Genomic DNA, 19,578 nt, shown 5'->3' with positions numbered 1-19,578 from the left:
ACTAAAAGGACATTAGTGAAGACGCCCAATTAAGCGATTCAGATCAGATTGTATCGCCCCAGCGGTGACATCCCGCCCCGCCCCCGGTCCGCGGATCACTAATGGATTTTCACGATACCATTGGCTTTCAATCGCAAACACATTATCACAGGGCAGTAGATGCGCCAGCGGATGCTCACTCGGTAAGGTTTCTAAGCTCACCTGCGCATTACCATTGGCTTCTAGACGCGCCACATAGCGCAACACGGCGCGATCTTGCTGCGCTTTTTCCAATCGCTCCTGTAAACACGCATCCATTTGATGGGCGTTATCGAGAAACGCATCTAACGACAAAGATTGCAGCGCTGGCGGTATCAGTGACTCAACATTGACCTGCTCGGGCTCCAATGACAGGCCCGCTTCCCTTGCGAGAATCACTAATTTACGCACCACGTCGGCACCCGACAGATCGTCACGCGGATCAGGTTCAGTTAGCCCTTGCTGCCATGCCTGTTCAAGTAAAGCACTGAACGGGACCTCGCCGGTGAATTGCAAAAAAAGCCAGGATAACGTGCCGGAAAAGATCCCTGAGAGTGCGAGGATATGATCACCGCTTTCACGTAAGTCTTGAACCGCATAGTTAATCGGCAGCCCAGCGCCTACCGTAGCGTTATATAACCAATGGCGCCCCGTTTTCGCAAACGCATGTTGAATCGCATGGTATTGTTCGGCCGGTGCCGCGCCGGCTTCTTTGTTGGCGGAGATTAAATGAAAACCATGCTCGGCGAGACGCGGATAGAGAGCTGCCAGTGAGGTATTGGCAGTGACATCCAAAATCACCACATCATCATAAGGATGATTCAATAAGCGTGTTAACCATTCATCATCAAAGTATGGCGTGCCATTGTCATCAAAGTCATCCCTGATCTGCATCGGATCGATGCCAGCAAAATCTAACCATTGATTACGACTATCTACCACAGAAATCAGCGACACCTCCTTGCCATGACGCTTTTCGAGGTGCGATTTTTGCTCGGCAAACAAGCTGAGCCAACGCGCGCCAATGTTTCCTTTCCCTACCAACACCAAGCCAATGCGACGTTGGGCTTGGAACAGCGCATCATGCAAGCTGGCCACAAGGGCAGGCGTATGCACTTGACGCAAAATCGCCACCATGCTCAGTCCAGATGCAGATTCACTGATAAACTCTACAGGCTGTGACTTCAGCTGCTGATAAAAACCATGACAGTGCACGGGATTATTGACCACGCCGGCTCCGACGGCAGCAACCATGTTAAACCCTTCGCGCAGCTTCAACTCCGCGGATAGCCCGGCATCCTGGATCTGGGCCATGACCGAGGCCACGACCTCCGCCGTAAAGGCCAGCAAGATACGATACTGATCATCTTGATAATCCGTCGCCAGTGGTTGCACTTTCAGCTGAGAGAGGATGCGGCTCAACTCTTGTTTAATTGCCTGAAAATCTTGCCCGCGGGCGACATCAAACTGCAATAGGCACACATCATCCAAAGATGTAATGATTTTTGCCCCGCGTCCGGTAGCCAGTACACGCTCTATATGGGTCGAGCCACTATCGGGGGCCTGGGTACAACGTAAGGTCAGATCGGTCGCACTTTGCGCCACTGGCTGTAAAGTACGGCTATGAAGCACGGGCGCCGCCAAGCGTGCCAATTCGCCTGCTTCATCCAATCGGATTAAGGGTAACAAGCAAGCATTCTCGACGTGGCGTGGATCCGCACTGTATACACCGGCAACATCACTCCATATAGTCACGCGGCGGACCCCCGCTAACGCACCGAGTACCGTGGCCGAATAATCTGACCCGTTACGCCCCAAAAGCACGGTTTCCCCAGCTTGATTTTGCGCCATAAATCCCGTAATCACGACGTGAGATTGCGTGTGCTGAGAAAGTTGCTGCCGTAATAGTGGCCATGATGCGCCGCGATCGACCTCGGGTTGAGCCGCACGTTCCGCGCGTAAACAGTGGCGCGAGTCCAACATCACCGCCTGACGACACTGCTGATTAAGCAGCGCGGCTAATAAACGCGCCGACCAAACCTCTCCGAACCCTTGCACATCGGCTTGTACGCTGTCGCTCAGCGCTGTCTCCCCGAGCGACGCGATCGTCGCGATGTCAGCAGATAAGGCATCAACCAACTGTTGTTTGTGATCACCGTTGATCAGATTTTCAATCAAGTCTTGCTGAAAGGCACGGACGCCTTGCAAGGTCTCATGCGCCAACCGGCCATCTTTGCCCAGTTGAGCGAGCCAAGCAATGAGCTGATTGGTCGTTTTCCCCGCCGCAGAGACCACAATTAAGTCGTGCGCCTTTGCATGCCCCGTCAGCACATCGACCACACGGCGATAACAATCTGGGCTCGCTAAACTGCTGCCACCAAATTTATGCAATTGGCGTTGTGATTCGGGGGCGGTGTCCATCGGTTGCGCGTGCATGGCGAGGTCTCTCTTGGTCTCAATAAATATCAATAAAGCGGCGTGCTATGACAGCAACACCTATAGCAATCGGTTTTACTGGTTAGCTAAATGGGCGAAGGCATGCGCCAAATCGGCCACTAAGTCTTCTGCGTCTTCTAGTCCAATAGAAAAACGCAGCAACGTCGGGGTAATGCCAGCCTCGGCTTGCGCGTCATCACTCATCGCACGATGGGTCATTGACCCTGGATGCGTGACCAGACTTTCTACCCCGCCCAGCGACTCGGCAAGCGCAAATAAGGATAAGCCTTCAATAAAACGTGCGATCCCAGCGGAGTCCGTGTCCAGCTCGAGGCTGAGCATACTACCAAATCCAAACTGCTGACGGGCGGCAATGTCATGGCCTGGATGTGTCGCCAAACCGGGATAGTAGAGTTGCCGCACCGCAGGGACTGTTTGCAAATAGGTTAATACCGCTTGCGTATTTTGCTGATGTTGTTTAACCCGAGCGCCCAAGGTACGCAACCCTCGCAATGTCATATAACTGTCAAAGGCGTTACCTGTCGCGCCCAAGCAGTTGCCCCACCACGCTAATTTTGCAGCCAATTCAGGCGTCTTCGCCACTACAGCGCCACCGACAATATCAGAGTGACCATTAATAAATTTAGTAGTGGAATGCACGATGATGTCCGCACCCAGTGAAAAAGGCTGTTGGAGTGCTGGCGATAAAAAGGTGTTATCGACCACCACCCATGCCCCCACTTGGTGGGCCTGTTGGCAGATTTTAGCAATATCGACCACACGCAATAGCGGATTAGAGGGTGTTTCAACTAACACCAGTTTCGGCTGTTTTGCCAGCGCAGCGGTTAACGCCTGGTGATCAGATTGATCGACAAAACTGACCTGCCAAATCCCTTGCTTGGCGCGTGACTCTAACAAGCGATAGGTACCACCATAACAATCGTGCGGTGCAACAATGTGATCCCCTGCATCCAGTAAAGACAACACCAAGTTAATGGCTGCCATCCCACAGTTGGTCACCACGGCACCGGCTCCGCCTTCCAGTTCCGTTAACGCTTGCTCTAACTGAGCTCGAGTTGGATTGCCCCCACGGGCATAATCATAAGTGGGAACGTCGCCAAAAGCAGGAAAACGATAGTTGGTTGATAAATACAAAGGCGGCACAACCGCATGATGTTGCGTGTCAGTGCCAATTCCTGTTCGAACGGCAATGGTGTCGGTTTTTTTACCTGTCATGGTTCATCCTTGCTCTTGTTGCGCTGGCACGATTTACGTGATCCAGTCGTCATCATACTACCTTACCTCTGTACTTTTAGGACGTCAACACTTCTAGACGTCTAAACACCTTTGCATGTGGCGGTTAATATAGCTAAAATCTCCGCAGCATCATTCTGGGTATTCCATAATCAAGATAGGTGAGACATGGCGCAGTGGAACGGCGATTACATTAATCCGTATGCCGAACATGGTAAAAAGAAAGAGCAGGTAAAGAAGATCACCGTCTCTATCCCACTTAAAGTATTAAAAATTCTTACTGATGAGCGCACTCGCCGTCAGGTTCATAACCTGCGTCATGCGACCAACAGTGAGTTATTGTGTGAGGCATTTTTACATGCCTATACCGGGCAGCCTCTGCCAACCGATGACGACATCCGTAAGGATAAACCCGATAGCATTCCTGCCGAGGCACGTCGGATCATGGAAGAGTTGGGTATTGAGTTTGACGACAGTGAATACTAAACAAAAAAACCGCCATCGGCGGTTTTTTTATGGTAAGGCACTGTTTTCTAATTACAACATGTTTTCTTTACAGCATGTTTTCTTTACAACATATAGTTGTCTGGCATCTCAATACGGGCTACGCCGGTTTCGACGGCCGCAAGCGCCACGGCACGTGCTACCTTGGGCAGTAAACGGGCATCCATCGGCTTGGGAATGATGTAATCCGGGCCAAAACTGAGTGAAGACAAGCCCGCGGCATCCAAGACAGATTGTGGTACAGGCTCTTTCGCCAAACCACGAATCGCCTCAACGGCGGCCAACTTCATCGCATCATTAATTTCACTGGCACGCACATCTAATGCTCCCCGGAAAATAAACGGGAAACACAAGACGTTATTCACCTGATTCGGGTAATCCGAACGCCCCGTTCCGATGATCAGATCATCCCGGACTTGGTGCGCAACCTCTGGATTAATTTCAGGATCTGGGTTTGAGCAGGCAAACACGACAGGCTTATCCGCCATCAGTTTTAATGCCTCAGGCGAGAGCAAATCCGGGCCTGATACGCCAACAAAGAGATCCGCACCTTCAATCACATCTTCGAGGGTACGCTTATCCGTGTTATTGGCAAACAACTGCTTATACTTGTTAATGTCATCACGACGGGTGTGAATTACCCCTTTGCGATCCAGCATGTAAATCTTTTCGCGCTGGGCGCCACATTTAATCAATAGCTCCATACAGGCCACCGCAGCAGCACCCGCACCGAGACACACGATGGTGGCTTCACCAATATCTTTGCCTTGCAACTCGAGCGCGTTAAGCATCCCCGCAGCAGTGACAATCGCGGTACCATGTTGATCATCATGGAAGACAGGCACTTCACAGCGTTCAATCAGCTGCTTTTCGATCTCAAAACAATCTGGGGCTTTGATATCTTCAAGGTTGATACCGCCAAAGGTGTCAGCAATATTGGCTACGGTATCAACAAACTCATCGATGGTGCGGTGTTTAACTTCAATGTCGATCGAGTCCAAGCCGGCAAAACGCTTGAACAATAACGCTTTGCCTTCCATGACAGGCTTTGACGCCATCGGCCCTAAATTCCCTAACCCCAAAATCGCGGTGCCGTTTGAGATCACTGCGACCATATTGCCTTTACCGGTATAACGATATACGGCATCCGCATCTTGGGCTATTTCACGCACAGGTTCAGCAACGCCTGGGCTGTAGGCGAGAGCAAGATCCGCCGCTGAATCAGCAGGCTTACTGAGTTCGATAGAGATTTTTCCGGGTGTAGGGTATGCATGATAATCCAGCGCTTGCTGGCGTTTATCGTCCGACATGTCGTTTTCCTAGTTATTATCGTGAAGGGATAACCAATATCGGCAGGGAAGGATGACCGATATTAGCCAGACACTCTACAAACCACACAGGAAAGGTTTGTATAAGGGTAAAGATGGTAACGCAGCGGGGAAACGTCCACCAGTACTAACGCCGTATTCGCGATGATGCTCGGACCTGTTGTCCGAATACTAGGACGATACGATCAAAAAAAGGGACGCTGATGCGTCCCTTCTCTATATTCGGTCAATAGCTGCTTATTTTTTGCTGCTAAGGGCACCGAAACGTTTCTTAAAGCGATCAACACGGCCACCAGCATCAAGGATACGCTGCTTACCGGTATAGAATGGGTGACATTTGTCACACACGTCTAGGTTGATGTTTTTACCTAGGGTTGTGCTGAACGCAAATTCGTTACCGCAAGAGCATTTTGCTGTGACGGCTTTGTACTCTGGATGGATACCAGCTTTCATAGGGATAACCTCATTTTAAAGGCCGTGTCGCTCTCCCGATCCTAAGCCGGGCACCACACGTCGTTAACAAATATTTTCTAAGGCGCGCAATTCTAATCAAGCCCCCTCGGTTTCGCAACTTTTTTGTGCAATCACCACGCCGCGTCACCGTACAACAAGGCTTTGCCAACCGAGGGCGAACCGTTACACTGAGCCCCCTTCTGGTCAATAAGATGTTGTGATGGAACAGTTTGCTCAGGTGGCCCTACCGGTCCCGTTGGCGAAAACTTTTGATTACCGAATCGGTGAGAATCAACACCCCATCATCGGTGGGCGGGTAAAAGTGCCCTTTGGCCGCCAGCACAAAGTTGGCATTGTCACCGGCTTATCCGCAACCGCCAGTGTGGACGCGAGCCAACTCAAGGTGCTCGATGCCGTATTGGATACCCAACCGGTTTGGACGCCCGGCGTCTATCATTTACTCCACTGGGCAAGCCGCTTTTATCATCATCCGCTAGGGGATGCGATGGGCGCCGTGATGCCAACCCTGCTTCGAAAAGGACGCCCTGCGGCATTACAACAGCAAAAATGGTGGCAAATTACCGAGTCAGGACAAAACCAACCCCTCTCGGGCCTGAGCCGTGCCCCTAAACAAGCTCGGGTGTTGCAGTTGCTCACACACGGCCCTGCCACCCATGCCGATTTGATCGAACAAGACATCGGCGCACCGGTGCTAAAAACCCTGGCCGAAAAAGGTTGGATAGCTCCCTACACACCACCGCTAAACGCTCAAGCCTGGCAACCGCATTTTGCCGTCACCGAAGACAAACCGGCACTCAACCATGAACAGGCGATGGCGGTTGCCACCATCAATGCCAATGACGGCTTTGCTTGTGCTTTACTCGAGGGGATCACCGGTTCAGGGAAGACAGAGGTCTACCTAAACGTGCTCGAACCTGTGCTTGCTCGCGGTGAACAAGCCTTGATTTTGGTACCAGAAATTGGCCTCACCCCACAAACCATTCGCCGGTTTGAGCGCCGCTTTCATGTCCCGGTAACCGTGATGCATTCAGGCTTAAATGATAACGATCGACTAAAAGCCTGGTTGGCCGCGCGCGAGAATCAAGCAGCAATCGTCATTGGTACACGGTCTGCCCTGTTCACGCCGATGGCTAATTTAGGCATCATCATTATTGACGAAGAGCATGACCCCTCGTATAAACAGCAAGATAGCTTTCGTTATCATGCCCGAGACTTAGCGGTTATGCGTGGTCATGAAGAAAAAGTACCGGTGATACTCGGTTCTGCCACCCCCTCTTTGGAAAGCTTGCATAACGCAAAAACCGGTAAATATCAGTACCTCAAGCTGACTCAGCGTCCAGGTAATGCGGTGACCGCACGTCAGGGAATACTCGATATTAAGGGCCATTACCTCGACGCTGGATTATCCGCGCCGTTGATCGCCGAAATGCGCCAGCACCTACAACAAGGCAATCAGGTCATGTTGTTTTTAAATCGCCGTGGCTATGCGCCCGCCATGATGTGCCACGAGTGTGGCTGGCTCGCGAATTGTCAACGTTGTGATGCTTACTACACCCTTCACCAGCAACAGCAAGAATTGCGTTGTCATCATTGTGGCCACCAAAAACCCGTTCCGCACCAGTGCCACGATTGTGGCTCCACCCAGTTAATCAGTGTCGGCGTGGGCACCGAGCAGCTTGAAAGCCAGTTGGGCGAGCTCTTTCCTGAGTATAAAACCGTGCGTATTGATCGCGACAATACTCGCCGTAAGGGCAGCTTGGAAACCTACCTTAATGGCATAGAAAAGGGCGAATATCAGATCCTACTGGGCACACAAATGCTCGCTAAGGGCCATCATTTTCCCAATGTCACCCTAGTGGCGTTAGTTGATGTCGACGGTGCCTTGTTTAGTAATGACTTTCGCGCGCCTGAACGGTTGGCGCAACTGATGGTGCAAGTTGCCGGCCGCGCCGGTCGCGCCAGCAAGCCAGGGACGGTGCTATTACAAACGCACCATCCCGAGCACAGCCTGATCCAATCGCTGGTGCACAAAGGCTATCAAGCCTTTGCAGAGTCGGCGCTCACTGAACGCCGCCAAGCTTGGCTTCCGCCCTATACGTTCTTAAGTTTATTTCGCGCCGAAGGCCATGAAGAAAACAGTGTGCAGCAGTTTTTACAACAAGTACGTCAAACGCTCGCTGCCTCCCCCATTCAACACGATGAAAGCCATATCATGGGCCCTATGCCCGCAGCGATGGCCAAACGCGCGGGCCGTTATCGCTGGCAATTATTAATCCAGGCCCCAAGTCGAAAAGTGATGCAGCAGTGGCTAACGGTGGCTCTTCCTGCAATCCATCAATTACCCCTTTCTCGCAAAGTACGTTGGTCTTTAGATGTCGAGCCGCAAGACCTTTCTTAATACTCCCTTGCTGTAAGTCGACACAGATCACACTTTCATTGCAATAAGTGTTAGCTTGTCCGTATTTAAATTGGACAAGCATAGGTAAAATAGGGCCGCAATTGGCTAAGAAAACAGGTCAGATGAGCTAATAACTGTTTGATCTCACAATATAGATAACAAGAGGACTGTCATTATGGCGACAATGAAGGACGTTGCCCACATTGCCTGTGTATCCACAGCAACGGTATCGCGCGCGCTGATGAACCCAGAGAAGGTGTCAGCCAGCACGCGTAAAAAAGTTGAACATGCTGTGGTTGAAGCTGGTTATTCCCCTAATTCACTTGCGCGTAACTTGCGTCGCAATGAATCAAAAACTATCGTCGCTATTGTACCGGACATTTGTGATCCCTACTTCAGTGAGATTATTCGCGGTATTGAAGAAGCCGCCATGGAGCATGGCTACCTGGTTCTACTGGGTGACAGTGCCCAGCAACACCACCGTGAAAATTCATTCGTCAATCTGGTGTTTACTAAACAAGCGGATGGCATGCTGTTGCTTGGCTCCGACGTCCCTTTTGATGTCAGCAAGCCTGAGCAAAAAAACTTACCGCCACTGGTCATGGCCTGTGAATATGCGCCCGATCTGGAATTACCGACGGTTCATATCGATAACCTTACCGCTGCCTTTGAAGCGGTTAATTATCTCACCCAAGTCGGCCATACTCGGATTGCTAACATTACCGGCGTGCCGGAGACAGCATTAACGCAGTTCCGCTCACAAGGGTATCAGCAAGCGTTACATCGAGCGGGGATCACCATCAATCCAGCGTATAGCGTCGTCGGTGACTTTAGTTTTGCCTCCGGAGCGCGTGCCATCACCAACTTGCTCTCACTGCCTGAGCCACCCACTGCGGTATTCTGTCACTGCGATGTCATGGCCGTCGGCGCGATGCAACAAGCGAAACGTTTAGGCATGCGAGTTCCGCAAGATATCTCCATTGTTGGCTTTGATGATATCCAATTCGCCGAGTATTGCGATCCACCACTCACGACCGTTTCGCAGCCTCGCTATGACATTGGCCGCCAAGCCATGTTGATGCTGCTAAACACGTTACAAGGACAAGAAGTGAACCCCGGCTCCCGCCTTTTGGACGCCAAGCTGGTGATCCGTGAGAGTGTCGCCCCTCCGTCTCGGTAGTAAGACTAGTCAGCACGGGCTCAAGCCAGTAATATGAGCCCTTTACTGGCTTCTTAATTTGATTATTTGCTGTGGCAACTCGTGATTACGTTAAACGTGGCAAAGCGCCGCGTAAAAAAAATACTCGCCGCCAACCGACCAAGACGCAGGCTGGGTTCCCATTTAAATGGGCACTGCTTGCTGTCGTCTTAGTGGGTGCGTTTGCTTATGGCCTGTATTGGTTGAGCAAAACCGATACATCGACACCCCCCGTGTCTCACACGCAACCGGCCACGCAAAGCCAGGTAGAAAGTCTACCGAAAAAGCCCAAAGAAAAATGGAGCTATATCGAAGAGCTGGAAGGCAAGGAAGTAGAAGTGAAAGCAAAAGCGCTGCCACAATCGACCCGTCCTTACCTCATGCAATGCGGTGCTTACCGTAGCCAAGGGCAGGCTAATGAGCGTAAAGCGATCATTGCGTTTCAAGGGCTAGAAAGCCAAATCAAGGTAAGCCCTGGTGAGAAAGGCACTTGGTATCGTGTGGTGCTTGGCCCTTACCCGCGCAAGCGCCAAGCAGAGAAAGATCGCAATATGCTGCGTCGCGCCGGTGTCGAACCTTGTGCTATTTGGTATTGGGAATAGCGAACGGGGAAAGTATTGCGCTCTCCCCTTGAAAAGTCAGCGTCAAAACCCAACCATCTAGATTAATCACCCATCTGGTGCACCAGACACAAACAAAGAGGTTCCCGTGACTACAATCGTCTCCGTCCGTCGCGAAGGTAAAGTGGTTATTGCTGGCGATGGTCAAGTATCGCTCGGCAATACCGTCATGAAAGGTAATGCACGAAAAGTTCGTCGCTTGTATAACGGCCAAGTGCTCGCTGGTTTTGCTGGCGGTACCGCAGATGCCTTTACCTTATTTGAGCGCTTTGAGCGTAAGCTTGAGCTCCACCAAGGGCACCTAACCAAAGCAGCCGTTGAACTTGCCAAAGAATGGCGAACCGATCGCGCGCTGCGTCGCCTTGAAGCCCTACTGGCTGTCGCGGATGAAACCGCTTCCTTAATCATTACCGGTAATGGTGATGTGGTTGAGCCCGAGCGCGATCTGATTGCTATTGGCTCAGGCGGTAACTATGCGCAAGCCGCCGCCGTTGCCATGTTAGAAAACACCGAGTTAGACGCCCGCGAGATTGCAGAGAAAGCGCTAACCATCGCCGGTGATATATGTGTGTTTACAAACCAACAACACACGGTTGAAGAACTCGAGAGTAATAAACAGGATTAGTGATGTCTGAAATGACTCCACGCGAAATCGTGCACGAACTTGACCGCCATATTATTGGTCAAGACAATGCCAAACGTGCGGTGGCGATCGCACTGCGAAACCGCTGGCGCCGTATGCAACTGCCAGAAGACTTGCGTGCGGAAGTGACTCCGAAAAACATCTTGATGATTGGCCCCACCGGTGTCGGTAAAACCGAAATTGCACGTCGTCTTGCGCGATTAGCGAATGCGCCTTTTATCAAGGTAGAAGCGACCAAATTCACCGAAGTCGGCTATGTGGGTAAAGAAGTCGAGACCATTATTCGTGATCTTGCGGATGTGGCGATGAATCTGACCCAGCAGCAGGCGATGGAAAAAGTCAAATTCCGCGCCGAAGAACAAGCGGAAGATCGTATCCTCGACATCTTGCTGCCACCAGCGCGTGATGCATGGGGCCAAAACGAAACGACCCAAGAAGATTCGTCAACACGCCAAAGTTTCCGTAAAAAATTACGCGAAGGTAAACTTGACGACAAAGAAGTGGAAGTCAATGTTGCGGCGCCGCAAATGGGCGTAGAAATCATGTCACCACCGGGCATGGAAGAAATGACCAATCAGCTGCAAGGCATGTTCCAAAACCTTGCCGGCAACAGCACTAAAAAGCGTAAGATGAAAATCAAAGACGCAATGAAGGCGCTGACCGAAGAAGAAGCGGCTAAGCTGGTCAATCAAGAAGAAATCAAAGAGCAAGCCATCCACATGGTGGAAAACAATGGCATCGTGTTCGTGGATGAAATCGATAAGATTTGTAAGTCGGGTAACACCAGTGGTGGCGATGTATCACGTGAAGGGGTACAGCGTGATCTCTTACCGTTAGTTGAAGGCAGCACGGTCTCAACCAAGCATGGCATGATCAAAACCGATCATATCCTGTTTATTGCCTCTGGTGCATTTCAGGTCTCACGTCCGTCAGATTTGATCCCCGAACTACAAGGCCGTCTCCCGATCCGTGTCGAGCTAGAAGCATTGTCAACTAATGACTTCAAACGGATTCTTACCGAGCCGAACGCCTCACTGACCCAGCAATACTCGGCACTACTCAAAACCGAGGAGATTGACTTGAGCTTTGAGCCAAGCGGTATTGATGAGCTGGCTTCAGCGGCGTGGCGAGTCAATGAGAAAACCGAAAACATCGGTGCGCGTCGTCTGCATACCTTGATGGAACGACTGATGGAAGATGTCTCATACGAAGCCAGTGAACGCGCCGGTCAACAGGTTGTGGTTGACGCAGAATACGTCCGTAGCCACCTCGAAGAGCTGGTGGATGACGAAGACTTAAGTCGGTTTATCCTGTAGTCACGACACGTCAACTATCGAACTTAGGGCAGCAAACGCTGCCCTTTTTTGCATCAAAACTTGAGCTGGCGCAATAGGAAGCCGGATTTCGGTCGCGAACTCGTTACTCCTTGTGCTGCTTGCGTAATAATAGTGACATCGTTTTTTCGTCTCGAGGATCGCTATGCTGCACCCTACGCTCGCTATTTGGCTTGATGCTGCGCGACCCAAAACGCTGCCTTTGGCCGTGACATCCATTTTATCAGGGAGTGCGGTCGCCGCAGCGCAAGGCAACCTCTCTTGGTCTATCAGTGTCATGGCGCTGATCACCGCTTTATTCTTACAAATCCTCTCTAATCTTGCTAATGACTACGGGGATGGGATAAAAGGCACGGACAACATGACCCGTTTAGGTCCGATGCGTGCCATCCAATCGGGCAAAGTGAGCCTCGCCACCATGCGCCGCGCCCTGGCCTTCAATATTGCCCTCACCGTGTTAAGTGGCGGCGGACTGATCGCGATTGCCTGTCAGCAACCCACCGATATTATTAGCTTTTTATTGCTCGGCCTGATGGCCATCGTCGCTTCGATCACCTATACCGTCGGCAATAAACCTTACGGCTATCGAGGCCTAGGTGATTTATCGGTGCTGATGTTTTTTGGTTGGTTAGGCGTCGCCGGGACCTACTATTTGCAAGTTGGACAGATTGACTCGCTAGTGATCTTGCCTGCGACAGCATGCGGATTGCTGGCTGTCGGCGTGCTCAACATCAACAACTTACGAGACATTGATAATGATCGTGCTTGTGGCAAACACACCCTGGTCGTGCGCTTGGGTCCCGAGCGAGGCCGCCAGTACCATGTCATCCTACTTGCCGGTGCGATTGTTTGTTACTCATTATTTGCCGCGTTGACCTTACAAGCTTGGCTGGGATGGTTGTTCTTGGCGAGTGTGCCCTTATTGGTTCGCCACGGACGCGAAGTGTATCAAACAGCGAATGCGAACGCGCTTCGGCCAATGATGGGCAACATGGTGCGCTGCGCCTTAGTGACTAATGGGCTGTTTATGACTGGGATGCTGTTAGTCTAATAAAGACACAGATTAGCCGCTTTGTCATTGCAAACCCTTGTTGCCCCGTTATACTTGGACTTGCCATGTTGGCAGCGCAAGCTTGTCAGCCTTTTTCTGCCTCAACAAGAAGTTAGACTATGGAATACAATACCTCGGAACTATGCGACATGTACCCCGACCAAGTGGATGTCGTGGAGCCAATGTTTAGCTCTTATGGGGGCCGCAGCTCGTTTGGTGGCCAAATTACCACGGTAAAATGCTTCGAAGATACAGGCTTAATTCGCGAGATGGCCGAGCAAGACGGCGAGCAGCGGATTATGTTGATCGATGGCGGTGGCTCGTTACGTCGCGCCTTAATTGATGGCGAGATTGCACAGCTCGCGGCAGATAACGACTGGGCTGGCATGATTGTCTATGGCTGCGTGCGCGACGTGGATACTATCGATGAAATCGACATAGGTATCCAGGCCTTGGCCTCTATCCCTGTGGGCGCTGATGAACAAGGCACCGGTGAAACCGACATCCCCGTGAACTTTGGCGGCGTCACCTTTTTGCCGGATGACCATGTCTATGCGGACACCACTGGCGTCATCTTATCGCCGGATCCGCTCAGCATCACCGAAGTCGACGAAGAAGACGATGATCTCGACGAGGATTAGTGGCGTCAGTTGACCGATAAAAAACAGAGCCCATCGGCTCTGTTTTTGGTTTATTCAACGCTCTCGATCTTACCGAGTAAGCTGCGGATACGATTCTGCCAAGCTTCTTGCTCTTCTTTTAACTTGGCGTTTTCTTGCGCTAATTGCTCACGGCTTTCTTTTTCAGCCACTGCATCTTGCTCCAGCGACCCGTTCTTTTCTTTGAGCTCTTCGATTTCCATTTGTAGCAGCGAAATCGTATCCACCGCCATTTGTACTTTAGCTTCGAGTTGTTCTAATACTTCCAATGACATCAAGGCCACCTTATTTCTGACGATTGATCCCGTTACTGCTTATCCGGCAGTAACCCGTGCAACAGGTGTGCACCCCGACTTTATTGTACTCAGGTGGTGTCAGACTGCCACTATTCTCACTACCTATGCATGGACAAGTGCGCAAAAATGCAGCGACTTCGCCAACTATCGCACTGCGAAGATAAAAATCACCGCCACACTCGTTACGCAAACGTTTTCTATTTCTGGTAAACTGCGCGCAAATTAGGCTAACGCCTGTCTTAATGTGGCTGACATTCCGGAGTACTCATGAAACGTGATCTCGCATTGGCTTTTTCTCGCGTCACCGAAGGCGCCGCTCTCGCGGGTTATAAGTGGTTGGGAAGAGGGGACAAAAACGCAGCCGATGGCGCAGCGGTTGAGGTAATGCGTACCTTGCTAAATCTGACAGAGATTGACGGTGAAGTCGTCATCGGTGAAGGGGAAATCGACGATGCCCCCATGCTATATATTGGCGAGCAAGTCGGCTTGGGCGGTGAAGCGGTTGATATTGCCGTTGATCCGATTGAAGGCACACGCATGACAGCAATGGGTCAGGCCAATGCTTTGGCAGTGCTGGCCGCTGGAGAAAAGGGCAGCTTTTTAAAAGCGCCAGATATGTACATGGAAAAATTAGTGGTGGGGCCTGGCGCTAAAGGTGTGATTGACCTCAATAAGTCCCTGCTTGAAAACCTCAAGAATGTCGCCATTGCGCTCGGAAAAACCCTCGACACCCTCGTCGTTGCCACCTTAGCAAAACCTCGTCATGATGCCATTATTGCCAGTATGCAAGCGCAAGGGATCCGAGTATTCGCCTTTCCAGATGGTGATGTAGCTGCTTCTATTCTAACCTGCATGCCAGAAAGTGAAGTGGATGTCATGGTTGGGATCGGCGGAGCGCCAGAGGGGGTCGTCTCTGCGGCCGTAATCCGTGCACTAGGCGGGGACATGCAAGGCCGTTTGCTCCCTCGACACGATGTGAAAGGTGACACCCCAGAAAACCGTGTTTACGGAGAGCAAGAACTGGCCCGGTGTCAACAAATGGGGATTCAAGCCCGCCAAGTCCTCACGCTGTCACAGATGGCCAGTAGCGATAATGTTGTCTTCGCCGCAACCGGCATCACCAAAGGCGACCTACTTGATGGGATCAGCCGACAGGGCGATCTGGCCACGACAGAAACCCTGGTGGTACGTGGCCAATGTCGGACCATTCGCCGTATTCGCTCCACCCACTATTTAAGCCGCAAAGATGAAGCGATCAAACCGCACATCTTATAATCTTCACATTGATGAGTGTAGCCTCTGACTGGTCAAATCCATTGATTTCGATTACCCTTTTATAAATACTTTACTTTATTTAATTGTGAGTATGCGTTCGCACATTTGCAATTGGGGTAATCGAGGTCCGGACGATGAAATCCACTGACCGCATTTTAGACACCATAAAGCGCGAAGGCCGTGTCAGTGCAAAAGTCTTAGCGGATAACCTGAATATGACCACCATGGGCGTGCGTCAGCATTTACAAAGCCTTGAGCGTGATGGCTTGGTGGATTTTGAAGATATCCGCGCCAAAGTTGGCCGGCCTACACGCCATTGGTCTTTAACCGCCACCGGACACCGACGGTTTGCGGATAGTCATCATGATTTATCCGTCACCTTGATCGATTCGGTGCAAGAGGTTTTTGGCGACCAAGGGGTCGCAAAAGTGATCGCCCAACGTGAAGCTGCCACCTTCGCCCAATACCAAGATGCGCTCAAAGATTGCGATAATTTAGAGGCTAAATTGCAAACCTTGGCGTATCTTAGAGAGAGCGAGGGGTATATGGCTGAGCTCCATCGAGACGGCGCTGACTATATGTTGATTGAACATCACTGCCCTATCTGTCAAGCAGCGAAAACCTGTCCTGCGCTATGTCGCTCAGAAATCCAGTTATTTCGACACTTACTGGGCAACCGCTATCGGGTGGAACGTGAAGAGCACATTGTTTCAGGACAGCATCGCTGCACTTATCGCATTGGAGATAAAACGTGAGGAGGTAATATGGCCACTTGGATCAAGGCTGATGTCGTGGAGAACCAACATTGGACGAAGGATCTCTTCAGCCTGGTGTTATCCGCCCCTGTCGCGCCATTTACGGCAGGCCAATTCACAAAGCTAGGGATGGAGATCGATGGCAAACTGATCCAGCGCGCCTATTCGTTTGTGAATCCTCCACAAAGTAAATACTTAGAAGTGTATGCGACACGTGTGGCTGACGGCCTGATGTCACCACGCCTTCACGCGCTCGAGCCGGGTGATAACGTGATGATTACCCAAGATCCAGCCGGCTACTTTACCCTAGATGAAGTACCACAAGGTCAACACCTCTGGCTGTTTGCCACGGGGACAGCCATCGGCCCTTATATTTCGCTGATGGAGCAAGGCGATGTCTGGTCACGTTTTCGCAAAATTATCTTGGTCCATGCGGTACGTTTTGCTGCCGATTTAACCTATCAAGCACGCATTAACGCACTGGCAGAAAAATACCCTGATCAACTGGTGGTTCAGCCTTTTGTTAGTCGGGAGCCTACAGCTGGCGCCTTATCAGGTCGGGTAACACACGCGCTCGAAGACGGATTGCTCGAACGCGTGGTTGGTCTGCCTCTGACCTCCGAGCACAGCCAAGTGATGTTATGTGGCAACCCAGCCATGGTAAAAGAAGTGAAAACACTGCTGGAAGGAAAAGGCCTCAGTAAAAACTTACGCCGCAAGCCCGGGAATGTGACCACTGAGCATTACTGGTAATTCCTCCTCCCTGCTTTGCTGATACGCATACGGTAAAGCGGGGCATTTTTATCCACAAAAATAACCCCAGAAAAACGACGTTGATTCAATTAATTACTCAATACGTCGTCCACCTCTCTATCCACAGCGCCAGCTTAGCCAGACAGCGCAAGTTTGATCCCTGGCAAACCTCAACTCATAGTTACTTTAACGCTTTGGTAACATGGCCACGCGGCCGACGACGCGTAAGGAGTATGCGATGAAGACCCTTCCTTCTTTTGATGAGTTAGCGGCGTTGGCCCAGACCGACCCTCGTGCGCTAGAAACATTACGGCTTAAGATGAGCGAAGAGGTGATCGCCAATGCGTCCCACGCCACTCAGCCACAGCTCCATGCCATGTTAAGCCATATTAATCGCATAATTGATCATGGTAAAAATCCATTACACGTCAACATGATGCTCTTCCAAGCACTGACTCGTCAGTATTCGCGCTTTTCGACTGCTTTTACCAACCCAGACGCCTTGCGCAGCCACCAAGCGGACATCATGGAATTTAAAGTGGGACAAACAGCCAACGCCCCCACACCGCCAACGCAATCGCGATAAACCGGATTAAACCCTTATAGTGCATGATTGGGGCCGACCCACTTGCGATAACTGGTGGTATCCATGTCACGAACTTCCACCGTTAGGCTGGTGACATGGCCTGCATGGTCACGCAGCGGCCCGGTTAATGCGTCACTGATTTGCTGTTTTTGTTGATCACTGCGTCCAGCCAGTAAGCGAAACTCGACATGCACAAACTCACCGCGATCGGCTTGCGCGCCGACACGCCAAACGGCGCATGGAACGGCGCGAGATTTGAGCGCGTCAGGGTCAAAACAATCGGTGGCGATCGCCGCTTGGTGCAGATCATCCACCAGCTGATCAATGTTCACGCGCTCTGCTAACGCGTCGGTGTATTCCATCACCAAATGAGGCATCGTTTCACTCCGTTGAAAACACAAACCTGCATCATGCCGCAAGATAGACGCCATCACGAGCACCTCTGTCACACTTTGGCCGCCCCATTGGCGCAATAATGATGAAATTTTACTACTTGAAGGTTCCCTTTTGCGCGCAAAACGGGTAAAAACGAGGACATTCTCGCCATTCTATGATTTTAAACAGAGAAGGCCGCGCTACAATAGACTACCTTCTTTACATCTTTTGACTTCAAATCAACTAAACCGCGGAGGAACTCCTATGCGCCGTCCATTGGTAATGGGTAACTGGAAACTCAATGGCAGCAAAGCCATGGTCACTGAACTGCTTAACGGCCTTAATGCTGAACTCAAAGACGTTGAAGGCGTTGACGTTGCCGTCGCACCACCGGTGATGTATCTGGCACAAGCCGAGCAACTGCTGGCTGACAGCGCCATTAAGTTGGGTGCGCAAAACGTTGACACCAACAACAGCGGTGCATTCACCGGTGATATCTCTGCCGATATGCTGAAAGATTTTGGTGCAACCCATATTATTATCGGCCACTCAGAGCGTCGTGAATATCACCAAGAATCTGACGAGTTTGTGGCGAAAAAATTCGCTTTCTTGAAAGAAAATGGCCTCACGCCAGTACTTTGTATCGGTGAGTCTGACGCACAAAACGAAGCGGGCGAAACCCTGGCGGTGTGTTCTCGCCAGCTTGACGCTGTGATCCAATCTCAAGGCGTTGAAGCGCTAAACGGTGCGATCATTGCTTATGAGCCAATCTGGGCAATCGGCACCGGTAAAGCGGCAACCGCTCAGCAAGCGCAAGACATTCATGCTGCCATCCGTAAGCACATTGCGTCTTACAGCGAAGACGTCGCAAGCAAAGTGGTCATCCAGTACGGCGGTTCGGTCAAAGCTGGAAATGCCGCAGAGCTGTTCGCGATGCCGGATATCGACGGCGCCTTGGTTGGCGGTGCCGCGCTTGACGCTGCAGGCTTTGCTGCAATCGCGAAAGCCGCCGCTGAAGCGAAAAAAGCGTAATTCTTTGTGCGGTTAAATAGCCAATAGCAACGCGCTCGCGAATAAAAACGCCCCCTATTGGTAGGGGGCGTTTTTGGTCTGACAGTCTGTTTGCTATGCGCCTTCAAAACCTAACTGGCGCCAGGCTTCGTAGCCAATAATTGCCACTGCATTGGATAAGTTGAGGCTGCGTGCATCTGGCTGCATCGGGATACGCAAACGTTGCGTGTCCGGCAGTGCCTGAATAAGATCCTGCGGTAGCCCCCGTGTTTCAGGGCCAAACAACAGCACGTCGCCAGGCGCAAATGTTGCCTGAGTATGATATTGCGTCGCTTTGGTTGTACAAGCAAAGATCCGACGTCCCGCCATGGCATCAATGAAGGCGGCATAATTCGCATGTCGCGTCACCCGCGCCAAGTCATGATAATCCAACCCCGCACGGCGTACCTTCTTTTCTTCCAAATCGAAGCCTAACGGCTCAATCAAGTGCAAGTTAGCGCCACAGTTAGCACATAATCGAATAATATTGCCCGTATTAGGCGCAATTTCTGGCTCATAAAGCGCAATGTCAAACATGGTCAGTTACCACAGTGAGAAATAAGCCGTTATT

20 protein-coding genes are annotated in these 19,578 nt (G+C 51.2%); 13 read left to right on the top strand and 7 right to left on the bottom strand.

The window, feature by feature from the left end; genetic code table 11:
- Positions 1-12: 12 nt before the first annotated feature.
- Both BZG77_RS05780 and metB read right to left on the bottom strand, forming a co-directional pair.
- On the bottom strand, positions 13-2,454 hold the full coding sequence (locus tag BZG77_RS05780) for a bifunctional aspartate kinase/homoserine dehydrogenase II (RefSeq protein WP_077646531.1): 2,442 nt from the start codon (positions 2,452-2,454) through the stop codon (positions 13-15).
- A 75-nt stretch (positions 2,455-2,529) separates the two neighbouring features.
- Entirely contained in the window at positions 2,530-3,690 is a 1,161-nt protein-coding gene (gene metB, locus BZG77_RS05775; protein ID WP_077646530.1) for a cystathionine gamma-synthase, read from the bottom strand.
- A gap of 186 nt (positions 3,691-3,876) precedes the next feature.
- Between metB and metJ the strand changes: the two genes are divergently transcribed.
- Positions 3,877-4,194 carry a met regulon transcriptional regulator MetJ gene (gene metJ / locus BZG77_RS05770; protein ID WP_025673335.1) on the top strand — a complete coding sequence of 106 codons (318 nt, stop codon included), beginning with the start codon at positions 3,877-3,879 and terminating at the stop codon, positions 4,192-4,194.
- Between the two features lie 83 nt (positions 4,195-4,277).
- On the opposite strand, the gene BZG77_RS05765 is transcribed toward metJ, so the two are convergent.
- Complete coding sequence (locus BZG77_RS05765; protein ID WP_077646529.1) at positions 4,278-5,522, bottom strand: malic enzyme-like NAD(P)-binding protein; 1,245 nt, start codon at positions 5,520-5,522, stop codon at positions 4,278-4,280.
- Positions 5,523-5,777: 255 nt separating this feature from the next.
- Positions 5,778-5,993, bottom strand: coding sequence for a 50S ribosomal protein L31 (gene rpmE / locus BZG77_RS05760; RefSeq protein WP_077461534.1), 216 nt, complete (start codon positions 5,991-5,993; stop codon positions 5,778-5,780).
- Positions 5,994-6,213: 220 nt separating this feature from the next.
- Here rpmE and priA point away from each other — a divergent pair, with 220 nt between their 5' ends.
- The 7 genes from priA (at position 6,214) to rraA (ending at position 13,899) form a co-directional block, all read left to right on the top strand.
- A complete protein-coding gene (priA, locus tag BZG77_RS05755) occupies positions 6,214-8,412 on the top strand; it encodes a primosomal protein N' (protein WP_108743950.1) in 2,199 nt (732 codons plus the stop codon).
- A gap of 151 nt (positions 8,413-8,563) precedes the next feature.
- Positions 8,564-9,592 carry a DNA-binding transcriptional regulator CytR gene (gene cytR, locus BZG77_RS05750; RefSeq protein WP_274532597.1) on the top strand — a complete coding sequence of 343 codons (1,029 nt, stop codon included), beginning with the start codon at positions 8,564-8,566 and terminating at the stop codon, positions 9,590-9,592.
- Positions 9,593-9,663: 71 nt separating this feature from the next.
- Complete coding sequence (locus tag BZG77_RS05745; RefSeq protein ID WP_077646526.1) at positions 9,664-10,212, top strand: SPOR domain-containing protein; 549 nt, start codon at positions 9,664-9,666, stop codon at positions 10,210-10,212.
- A 106-nt stretch (positions 10,213-10,318) separates the two neighbouring features.
- Complete coding sequence (hslV, locus tag BZG77_RS05740) at positions 10,319-10,855, top strand: ATP-dependent protease subunit HslV (RefSeq protein WP_077577212.1); 537 nt, start codon at positions 10,319-10,321, stop codon at positions 10,853-10,855.
- Positions 10,856-10,857: 2 nt separating this feature from the next.
- A complete protein-coding gene (gene hslU / locus BZG77_RS05735; protein ID WP_077646525.1) occupies positions 10,858-12,189 on the top strand; it encodes an HslU--HslV peptidase ATPase subunit in 1,332 nt (443 codons plus the stop codon).
- A 163-nt stretch (positions 12,190-12,352) separates the two neighbouring features.
- Entirely contained in the window at positions 12,353-13,258 is a 906-nt protein-coding gene (locus BZG77_RS05730) for a 1,4-dihydroxy-2-naphthoate polyprenyltransferase (RefSeq protein ID WP_077646524.1), read from the top strand.
- A gap of 119 nt (positions 13,259-13,377) precedes the next feature.
- Positions 13,378-13,899 carry a ribonuclease E activity regulator RraA gene (gene rraA / locus BZG77_RS05725; protein WP_077646523.1) on the top strand — a complete coding sequence of 174 codons (522 nt, stop codon included), beginning with the start codon at positions 13,378-13,380 and terminating at the stop codon, positions 13,897-13,899.
- 50 nt (positions 13,900-13,949) lie between these two features.
- On the opposite strand, the gene zapB is transcribed toward rraA, so the two are convergent.
- The gene (zapB, locus tag BZG77_RS05720; RefSeq protein WP_025744238.1) at positions 13,950-14,192 is read right to left on the bottom strand and encodes a cell division protein ZapB; all 243 of its coding nucleotides are present in this window, start codon (positions 14,190-14,192) and stop codon (positions 13,950-13,952) included.
- 288 nt (positions 14,193-14,480) lie between these two features.
- Between zapB and glpX the strand changes: the two genes are divergently transcribed.
- The 4 genes from glpX to BZG77_RS05700 all read left to right on the top strand — a co-directional run bounded on the left by glpX (position 14,481) and on the right by BZG77_RS05700 (position 17,582).
- Complete coding sequence (gene glpX, locus BZG77_RS05715) at positions 14,481-15,488, top strand: class II fructose-bisphosphatase (protein WP_025744237.1); 1,008 nt, start codon at positions 14,481-14,483, stop codon at positions 15,486-15,488.
- Between the two features lie 134 nt (positions 15,489-15,622).
- Entirely contained in the window at positions 15,623-16,243 is a 621-nt protein-coding gene (locus BZG77_RS05710) for a helix-turn-helix transcriptional regulator (protein WP_025744236.1), read from the top strand.
- Between the two features lie 9 nt (positions 16,244-16,252).
- Positions 16,253-16,996, top strand: a complete 744-nt coding sequence (locus BZG77_RS05705) for a ferredoxin--NADP reductase (protein ID WP_077646522.1) — start codon at positions 16,253-16,255, stop codon at positions 16,994-16,996.
- Positions 16,997-17,234: 238 nt separating this feature from the next.
- A complete protein-coding gene (locus BZG77_RS05700) occupies positions 17,235-17,582 on the top strand; it encodes a DUF3135 domain-containing protein (RefSeq protein ID WP_077646521.1) in 348 nt (115 codons plus the stop codon).
- A gap of 14 nt (positions 17,583-17,596) precedes the next feature.
- Here the strand turns inward: BZG77_RS05700 and BZG77_RS05695 are convergent, their stop codons facing one another.
- Positions 17,597-18,013, bottom strand: a complete 417-nt coding sequence (locus BZG77_RS05695; protein WP_236719495.1) for a 5-carboxymethyl-2-hydroxymuconate Delta-isomerase — start codon at positions 18,011-18,013, stop codon at positions 17,597-17,599.
- A 208-nt stretch (positions 18,014-18,221) separates the two neighbouring features.
- Here BZG77_RS05695 and tpiA point away from each other — a divergent pair, with 208 nt between their 5' ends.
- Complete coding sequence (tpiA, locus tag BZG77_RS05690; protein WP_077646520.1) at positions 18,222-18,989, top strand: triose-phosphate isomerase; 768 nt, start codon at positions 18,222-18,224, stop codon at positions 18,987-18,989.
- 93 nt (positions 18,990-19,082) lie between these two features.
- Here tpiA and trmL read toward each other — a convergent pair whose 3' ends face one another.
- On the bottom strand, positions 19,083-19,544 hold the full coding sequence (gene trmL / locus BZG77_RS05685) for a tRNA (uridine(34)/cytosine(34)/5-carboxymethylaminomethyluridine(34)-2'-O)-methyltransferase TrmL (RefSeq protein ID WP_077461525.1): 462 nt from the start codon (positions 19,542-19,544) through the stop codon (positions 19,083-19,085).
- Positions 19,545-19,578 lie beyond the last annotated feature (34 nt).

Source organism: Salinivibrio sp. IB643 (genome assembly GCF_001996105.1).
In the GTDB taxonomy this organism is placed as follows: Bacteria; Pseudomonadota; Gammaproteobacteria; order Enterobacterales; family Vibrionaceae; genus Salinivibrio; species Salinivibrio costicola.
Note: the sequence above shows the minus strand (reverse complement) of the source record. Positions and strands in the feature narration are given on the sequence as shown.

What these genes read in the sequence shown, in the direction of transcription:
- BZG77_RS05780 (WP_077646531.1), bottom strand. Translation starts at nt 2,454, where the DNA reads ATGCACGCGCAACCGATGGACACCGCCCCCGAATCACAACGCCAATTG.
- metB (WP_077646530.1), bottom strand. Translation starts at nt 3,690, where the DNA reads ATGACAGGTAAAAAAACCGACACCATTGCCGTTCGAACAGGAATTGGC.
- metJ (WP_025673335.1), top strand. Translation starts at nt 3,877, where the DNA reads ATGGCGCAGTGGAACGGCGATTACATTAATCCGTATGCCGAACATGGT.
- BZG77_RS05765 (WP_077646529.1), bottom strand. Translation starts at nt 5,522, where the DNA reads ATGTCGGACGATAAACGCCAGCAAGCGCTGGATTATCATGCATACCCT.
- rpmE (WP_077461534.1), bottom strand. Translation starts at nt 5,993, where the DNA reads ATGAAAGCTGGTATCCATCCAGAGTACAAAGCCGTCACAGCAAAATGC.
- priA (WP_108743950.1), top strand. Translation starts at nt 6,214, where the DNA reads ATGGAACAGTTTGCTCAGGTGGCCCTACCGGTCCCGTTGGCGAAAACT.
- hslU (WP_077646525.1), top strand. Translation starts at nt 10,858, where the DNA reads ATGTCTGAAATGACTCCACGCGAAATCGTGCACGAACTTGACCGCCAT.
- BZG77_RS05730 (WP_077646524.1), top strand. Translation starts at nt 12,353, where the DNA reads ATGCTGCACCCTACGCTCGCTATTTGGCTTGATGCTGCGCGACCCAAA.
- rraA (WP_077646523.1), top strand. Translation starts at nt 13,378, where the DNA reads ATGGAATACAATACCTCGGAACTATGCGACATGTACCCCGACCAAGTG.
- zapB (WP_025744238.1), bottom strand. Translation starts at nt 14,192, where the DNA reads ATGTCATTGGAAGTATTAGAACAACTCGAAGCTAAAGTACAAATGGCG.
- glpX (WP_025744237.1), top strand. Translation starts at nt 14,481, where the DNA reads ATGAAACGTGATCTCGCATTGGCTTTTTCTCGCGTCACCGAAGGCGCC.
- BZG77_RS05710 (WP_025744236.1), top strand. Translation starts at nt 15,623, where the DNA reads ATGAAATCCACTGACCGCATTTTAGACACCATAAAGCGCGAAGGCCGT.
- BZG77_RS05705 (WP_077646522.1), top strand. Translation starts at nt 16,253, where the DNA reads ATGGCCACTTGGATCAAGGCTGATGTCGTGGAGAACCAACATTGGACG.
- BZG77_RS05700 (WP_077646521.1), top strand. Translation starts at nt 17,235, where the DNA reads ATGAAGACCCTTCCTTCTTTTGATGAGTTAGCGGCGTTGGCCCAGACC.
- BZG77_RS05695 (WP_236719495.1), bottom strand. Translation starts at nt 18,013, where the DNA reads ATGGCGTCTATCTTGCGGCATGATGCAGGTTTGTGTTTTCAACGGAGT.
- tpiA (WP_077646520.1), top strand. Translation starts at nt 18,222, where the DNA reads ATGCGCCGTCCATTGGTAATGGGTAACTGGAAACTCAATGGCAGCAAA.
- trmL (WP_077461525.1), bottom strand. Translation starts at nt 19,544, where the DNA reads ATGTTTGACATTGCGCTTTATGAGCCAGAAATTGCGCCTAATACGGGC.